Annotated in this window: 5 protein-coding genes and 1 riboswitch; of the genes, 2 read left to right on the plus strand and 3 right to left on the minus strand. The window is 70.3% G+C overall.

Annotated elements, in window-relative coordinates; all coding sequences use genetic code 11:
* The first annotated feature begins 143 nt into the window (after positions 1-143).
* Positions 144-1,700 (plus strand): inorganic phosphate transporter, encoded by a 1,557-nt coding sequence (locus ACE3TE_RS12890; protein ID WP_374605584.1) that lies wholly within the window; start codon positions 144-146, stop codon positions 1,698-1,700.
* Between the two features lie 96 nt (positions 1,701-1,796).
* Here ACE3TE_RS12890 and ACE3TE_RS12895 read toward each other — a convergent pair whose 3' ends face one another.
* The 3 genes from ACE3TE_RS12895 to ACE3TE_RS12905 form a co-directional block, all read right to left on the minus strand.
* Entirely contained in the window at positions 1,797-2,843 is a 1,047-nt protein-coding gene (locus ACE3TE_RS12895) for a homoserine dehydrogenase (protein ID WP_374605586.1), read from the minus strand.
* 119 nt (positions 2,844-2,962) lie between these two features.
* Positions 2,963-4,159 (minus strand): cystathionine gamma-synthase, encoded by a 1,197-nt coding sequence (gene metB / locus ACE3TE_RS12900; RefSeq protein WP_374605588.1) that lies wholly within the window; start codon positions 4,157-4,159, stop codon positions 2,963-2,965.
* Entirely contained in the window at positions 4,156-5,199 is a 1,044-nt protein-coding gene (locus ACE3TE_RS12905; protein ID WP_374605590.1) for a homoserine O-succinyltransferase, read from the minus strand. The genes metB and ACE3TE_RS12905 overlap by 4 nt, the downstream gene beginning before the upstream one ends.
* 76 nt (positions 5,200-5,275) lie before the next feature.
* Positions 5,276-5,404, minus strand: a riboswitch (SAM riboswitch).
* A 164-nt stretch (positions 5,405-5,568) separates the two neighbouring features.
* On the opposite strand from ACE3TE_RS12905, the gene ACE3TE_RS12910 reads away from it, so the two are divergent.
* Positions 5,569-6,678 carry a phytase gene (locus tag ACE3TE_RS12910; protein WP_374605592.1) on the plus strand — a complete coding sequence of 370 codons (1,110 nt, stop codon included), beginning with the start codon at positions 5,569-5,571 and terminating at the stop codon, positions 6,676-6,678.
* Positions 6,679-6,727 lie beyond the last annotated feature (49 nt).

The following is a 6,727-nucleotide window of genomic DNA, read 5'->3' on the forward strand; positions in this document are numbered from 1 at the left end:
CCTGTAGGTGGGCCTTCAGGCGCTAATCGGTGCTTTGCCAAGGGCAAAGTCAAGAGATTCGCGCCTGAAGGCGCTCCTACACGGGGCAAATCGGCGGGAATCTGGCATCCTGTGTGAACCTTTTTTTTGCACTTGCCGCCCGCATGAACGCCCAAATCGCCCCTGCCCCGCCCCGCTTCAGCACCGTCCGGCTGGCCCTGGCCGTCCTGTTCGTGGTGCTGTCGAGCGCCTACGTCTGGTGGCAGTTCGGGCACATCAGCCTGACCTTGGTCGTGGCGGCCGCCTTCGGCGCGTACATGGCCATGAACATCGGCGCCAACGACGTGGCCAACAACGTCGGCCCGGCGGTCGGCGCCAAGGCCATGAAACTGTCGACCGCGATCGCGATCGCCGCCGTGTTCGAAGCGGCCGGCGCGATCATCGCCGGCGGCGAAGTCGTGGGCACGATCAAGGGCGGGATCATCGACCCGGCGAACATTTCCGACGCCGGCGCCTTCGTCTGGCTGATGATGGCCGCCCTGCTGGCGGCCGCGCTGTGGCTGAACCTGGCCACGGCCATCGGCGCGCCGGTCTCGACCACCCATTCCATCGTCGGCGGCGTGCTGGGCGCCGGCATCGCCGCGGCCGGTTGGGGCGTGGCGAACTGGGGCACGATGGGCGGCATCGCCGCCAGCTGGGTGGTGTCACCGGTGCTGGGCGGGCTGATCGCCGCCGGCCTGCTGTACGTGATCAAGCGCCGCATCACCTACCGGTCCGACCTGGTCGCCGCGTCGGGGCAAACGGTGCCGGTGCTGCTTGCGCTGATGGCCTGGTCCTTCGTGACCTACCTGTGCGTCAAGGGCCTGGGCAACCTGGTCAAGATCGAAATCCTGCCGGCGCTGGGCATCGGCGCCGTCGCCGGCGCGGTGACCTTCGCCTGGGTGAAGGCGCGCATCTCGAAGCACGCGCCGACCATGGCCAACGACCGCGAGTCGGTCAACCGCCTGTTCACCTGGCCGCTGATGGCCGCGGCGGCGCTGCTCAGCTTCGCCCACGGCTCCAACGACGTCGCCAACGCCATCGGTCCGCTGGCGGCCATCCACGACGCGCTGGTCAGCGAGGGCGTGCATGGCAAGGTCGCGGTGCCCCTTTGGGTAATGATGCTCGGCGCCCTTGGCCTGGCGCTGGGCCTGGCCCTGTACGGGCCGCGCCTGATCAAGACCGTCGGCGACGAAATCACCGAAATCGACCCGATGCGCGCCTATTGCATCGCGATGGCCGCGACGCTGACGGTGATCGTGGCGTCCCAGCTCGGCCTGCCGATCTCCACGACCCACGTCGCCATCGGCGCGGTGTTCGGCGTCGGCTTCCTGCGCGAATACCTCAAGGCCAACTACCAGCGCATCATCGCCGAGATCGAGGCGCACCACGCCGCGCATGAAACCGAGCGCCACGAGGTCGAGGCCTTCTTCGCCAAATTCGAGGTCGCCTCGCGCGCCGAGAAGTCCCAGATGATCAAGGACCTCAAGCGCCAGGTGAAGCGCGGCCAGACGCCGATCTCCAAGCAGGAACGCAAGAGCCTGCGCCGCTACCACAAGCAGGCGCTGGTGAAGCGTTCGATCATGCTCAAGGTCGTCGCCGCCTGGATCATCACCGTGCCGGCCTCGGCGCTGATGGCCGCGGCCATCTTCTTCATGATCCGCGGCGTCGCGCTGGGCTGATCCGCGGCCCCCTGTAGGAGCGCCTTCAGGCGCGAATCTTTTTGCTTTGCCTTCGGCAAAGAAGGGATTCGCGCCTGAAGGCGCTCCTACAATTCCTCAGGCGCAGGCGCGGCGGATGTCGTCGAGCAGCGCCGCGGCGGTCACGGCTGCGCCGGCGCCCGGGCCCTGGATGACCAGCGGACGTTCGGCATAACGACAGCTCCAGATCGCCACGCGGTTGTCGCAGGCGCCGCCCTGGGCCAGCGGATGCACCGGCGGCAGGGCCTCGAGGCCGATGCGCGCGGTGCCGACTTCGAATCGCGCGACGAAACGCAGCACCTTCCCGTGCGCCGCCGCCTCGCGTGCACGCCGCGACAGTGACGCGTCCATCGAGGCCAGCGCGGCGTCGGCGGCCGCGGCGTCGGCGGCCCGCTCCAGCGCCGGCGTGAGCAGCGATTCAACCTGCACGTCGGCACCGTCCAGGGCATGGCCCGACGCCCGCGCCAGGATCAGCAGCTTGCGCCGTACGTCTTCGCCAGAGAGGTCGACGCGCGGGTCGGGTTCGGCATAACCGCGGGCCACGGCTTCGCGCACGCGCTCCGAAAACGGCGCGCTGCCGTCGTAGCCGTCGAACAGCCAGGCCAGCGTGCCCGACAGCACGCCGGCCAGGGCCTGGACCCGGTCGCCGCCGGCGCGCAGCTCGCGCACGCAACGCAGCAGCGGCAGGCCGGCGCCGACCGTCGCGGCGTCGCCGTAGTGCCCACCCTGCTCCACCTGCCGGCGGATGCGCTGGTGGCGAAGCAGCGGCCCGCCGATACCCAGCTTGTTCGCCGTGACCACGTGCAGGCCGCGGTGCAGCCAGCGCGGGTGCCATGCGGCCAGGGATTCGCTCGCGGTGGCGTCCACGACGATGTCGCCGGGGCCGAAACACGCCGGCAGCTCACCGCTCCCAGGGTGCCGGTGAACGCCGGCGGCGACACCGGTTTCGCCGCCACCCGCCCCTGCCCGCGCACGCTGGATTTGTGCCAAGGCGTCCCGCGGATCCAGGCCCGACGCATCGAAGCAGCGCCAGCGCGAGTTCGCCACCAGGCACACCTGCACGGGCAGCGAGCGCGGATCCGACAGCCGCTCCAACAACACGCTGCCGACGGTCCCGGCGCCCATCACCGCCAGCCGCCGCAGCGGTTTTTGTGGGAGGGACTTCAGTCCCGATGCCTTTGCATTCCGTGGGAGGGACTTCAGTCCCGATGGTTTTCGGGACTGAAGTCCCTCCCACAAGGTACTCATGCAACACCTCCCGCGGCAGCCGCCGCTTCACCGATACGGCCCGCGGCATCGAGCGCCTGCACCAGGTCGGCTTCGAGATCATCCAGCGCCTCGATGCCCACCGACAGCCGCAGCAGGCCGTCGCCGATGCCGGCGGCGCGGCGGGCGTCGGCCGACATGGCGGCGTGGGTCATCGTGGCCGGGTGCGCGACCAGGCTTTCGACGCCGCCCAGCGATTCGGCCAGTGTGACGTGGCGCAGCGGTTTGAGAAAAGCGCGCACCGCCGGCACGCCGCCGTGCAGTTCGAAGGAAAGCATGGCGCCGAAGCCGCGCTGCTGGCGCGCGGCCAGCCGATGGCCGGGGTGCGCGGCAAGCCCGGGATAGTGCGTCGCCTGCACGGCCGGATGCCGGGCGAAACGTTCGGCGAGCGCGCCGGCGTTTTCCTGGTGCACGCGCAGGCGGGCGTCGAGCGTACGCAGGCCGCGCAGGGTCAGGAAGCTGTCGAAGGGCGAACCGGTGAGGCCCAGCGCATTTGCCCACCAGGACAGTGTTTCCAGCAGCGCCGGGTCGCGCGCGACCACGGCGCCGCCGACGACGTCGCTGTGGCCGTTGATGTACTTGGTCGTCGAGTGCAGCACCAGGTCGGCGCCGAAATCGAAGGGCCGCTGCAGCGCCGGCGACAGGAAGGTGTTGTCCGCCAGCAGCAGGGCACCACTGGCATGCGCAGCCAACGCGGCGGCGCGCAGGTCGGTGATGCGCAGCAGCGGGTTGGACGGGGTTTCCACCCACACCAGCCGCGCCGGGCGCGACAGCGCCGCGGCCAGCGCCGCCGGGTCGCCCAGGTCCACCAGGTCCAGTTCGAAGCGCCCCTTGCGCGCCAGCGCGTCGAACAGGCGCCAGCTGCCGCCGTAACAATCCCGCGTCACGACCAGGCGATCACCCGGCTGCAGCAATGCTTCGGCCACCAGGGCCACCGCGGCCATGCCGGTGGCGGTGACCACCGAACCCGCGCCGCCCTCGAGATCGGCCAGCGCGCCCGCGAGCAGGTCGCGGGTGGGATTTCCGCTGCGGGTGTAGTCGTAGCGGCGCTTGGCGTCGAAGCCGGCGAAGCTGAAGTTGCTCGACAGCACCAGCGGCGGGGTGACGGCGCCGAAGGCGGTGTCGGCATCGATGCCGGCGCGCACGGCGGCGGTGGCGGGGCAACAGGCGCTCATGCGACCACCTCCAGGCTCTCGCGCAGCACCCGGGTGATGGCGCTGTCCTCCTTCAGGAAGGCGTCGTGGCCGTAGCGCGAACGCAGCACGCGCAGGCGCGCCGGGCCGCCGAGGGATTCGACCAGGGCCTGCAGGTCGGAAAGCGGCACCAGCCGGTCTTCGGCGATCGCAACCACGGTGGTCGGCGTCGTAATGCGCGACGGATCGACCTGCTGCAGGTCGATCGATTCGGACAGGCGCAGGAAGGCGGTGCTGCACCAGCGCGCGGCATAGGCCTGGCCGCAGTGGGCCAGGTAATCCTCCGCTGCGACGCGGGCGCGTTCGCCGTCCACCACCGCCGGCGTATCGAAACGTTCGGCGAACTCCTCGGGCGTGCGGTAGCTCAGCATCGCCCACTGCCGCGCCAGCGCCAGCCCGCGCGACACCTGGCCTTCGCCGCGACCGAGCGCCACGACCTGGCGCTGCAACGCACGCCAGGCGCTCGCATAGGGATGCGGACGATGGGCGCCGGAAATCGCGACCAGGCGGTCGAGACGATCGCCGTGGCGGGCGGCGAACTGCAGGCCGACCATCGCGCCGTAGCTGGCGCCGACGAAGGCCGACAGCCGCGGCACCTCGAGGTGGTCGAGCACCGCGGCCAGCGCGTCGGCCTGGTCGGCGGGATCGATGGGCTGGTCGAGGTCGCCGTCGGCCCCCAGCCAGTCGATCGCCAGCACGCGGCGGCGGTCGGTGTCGATGGCGCGGCCCAGCCCGACTTGCGCCGGCCACCAGCCTTCGCCGCGCGCGTCGCTGGCCACCCGGGCGCCTGCGGAAATTCCGCCAGCCACCACCACCCAGGGGGCATCCGCCGGACCCCGCCATTCACCGCGCACGCGCACGCGGCGCGGGCCGGCGTGGCGCATCGGCAGGTCCAGTGCCAGCAAGAAACGCCGCGCAGTGAGCGAGGAGGTCGGCGCGGCAATTGGCCCGATCGCGCTCGCTGGCGCAGCAACGCGCACGGCTTCGGCGGGAAGGTCGGCTTGGGGGGAACTGAGGGACATGGCGGGCTCCTTGGGGCAAACCCAGGGAGTCCGGCGGTGAAAGAAGTCGGGCACCCCCATCGCACGGGGGAAACACGACCCATCTTTCGGCGAGCACCGGACCACCCGGACGCCCCCGCAGGAATTGGCACCTTCATGCGTGATCGCTCGCGCATGGGTTGCCCCGGCGTCATTGGGCCTACCCCTCAGCCGGTCTCGATGGGATTGCGGGACCGACTTTGCCCGGGCATTCCCGGCTTGTCAATCGCTTCATGCCGATGAAGCGATACGGACCGCGCTTGTGGGAGGGACTTCAGTCCCGAAGCTCTTGCCGGAAGAGCTTCGGGACTGAAGTCCCTCCCACAAATGCCGCCGTCTATACTCGCGACCATGCGCACCCTCCTCGCCCCCCTCGCCTTCGCCTTGCTGCTGGCCGGTTGTGCCAGCGTGCCGGCCCCGCCGCCGCAGCCGGATCCTTCGTCCAAGCCGATGCCCGACGTGTTCGGGGCCGATTCGGTACAGGTGCCCGAAGCCTTCCTCAGCCCGGACATGCCCGAGCACGAGATCGACTCGGTGGCCAGCTGGAACACGCCTGAAGGCCATACCTGGCTGATCGCCACCGGCAAGGAAAGCCACCAGCTGGTGGTCTTCGACGGCGACGACGGCGAGTACCGGCTGACCTTCGGCGAACGCGGCGCGGGCCCGGGGCAGTTCAACCGGCCCAATGGCATCGCGGTGTACGGCGACCTGGTGTTCGTGGTCGAACGCGACAACCACCGGGTGCAGGTGCTGCGCCTGCCTGACTTCGAACCGGTGGCGATGATCGGCGCGCAGCAGCTGCGCAGCCCCTACGGCCTGTGGCTGCACGAAACCGCGCCCGGCGAGCTGGAAATGCTGGTGACCGACAGCTTCATGGCCGATTACCGCACCGAAACCCTGCCGCCGATGGCCGAGCTGGCCGAACGCGTGAAGCGCTACCGCCTGCTGCTGCCGCCCGACGGCACGGTGCAGGCCTGGCACATGGGCCAGTTCGGCGACACCACCGAGGCCGGCGCGCTGCGCATGGTCGAATCGATCGCCGGCGACCCGATCCACGACCGCCTGCTGATCGCCGAAGAAGACCTGCGCGTGGGCACGACCCTGCGCGTGTACGACCTGGCCGGCAAGTACGCCGGCACCAACCTGCCGCGCGAGCGTTTCCGCGCCCAGGCCGAGGGCGTGGCGCTGTGGGCCTGTTCCGATGGCAGCGGCTACTGGATCACCACCGACCAGGCCCGCGACCTGACCGTCTTCCACATCTTCGACCGGCGCGAGCTGGGCTACCTGGGCAGCTTCACCGGCGAGAAGACCGCGATGACCGACGGCATCTGGCTGCACGCCTCGGCCACCCGGCGCTTCCCCTACGGCGCCCTGTTCGCCGCCCACGACGACGCCGGCGTGGCCGCGTTCGACTGGCAGGACATCGCCCGGGTGCTCTCGATCCGCCGCAACTGCGAGTGATCTTCCCTGTAGGAGCGCCTTCAGGCGCGAATCCCTTCTTTGCCGCAGG

This window comes from Arenimonas sp. (genome assembly GCF_041919775.1).
Classification (GTDB): Bacteria; Pseudomonadota; Gammaproteobacteria; order Xanthomonadales; family Xanthomonadaceae; genus Arenimonas.

Excerpts from the sequence above, each read along its gene's own strand:
- ACE3TE_RS12890 (WP_374605584.1), top strand. The coding sequence starts at position 144 with ATGAACGCCCAAATCGCCCCTGCCCCGCCCCGCTTCAGCACCGTCCGG.
- ACE3TE_RS12895 (WP_374605586.1), bottom strand. The coding sequence starts at position 2,843 with ATGGGCGCCGGGACCGTCGGCAGCGTGTTGTTGGAGCGGCTGTCGGAT.
- metB (WP_374605588.1), bottom strand. The coding sequence starts at position 4,159 with ATGAGCGCCTGTTGCCCCGCCACCGCCGCCGTGCGCGCCGGCATCGAT.
- ACE3TE_RS12905 (WP_374605590.1), bottom strand. The coding sequence starts at position 5,199 with ATGTCCCTCAGTTCCCCCCAAGCCGACCTTCCCGCCGAAGCCGTGCGC.
- ACE3TE_RS12910 (WP_374605592.1), top strand. The coding sequence starts at position 5,569 with ATGCGCACCCTCCTCGCCCCCCTCGCCTTCGCCTTGCTGCTGGCCGGT.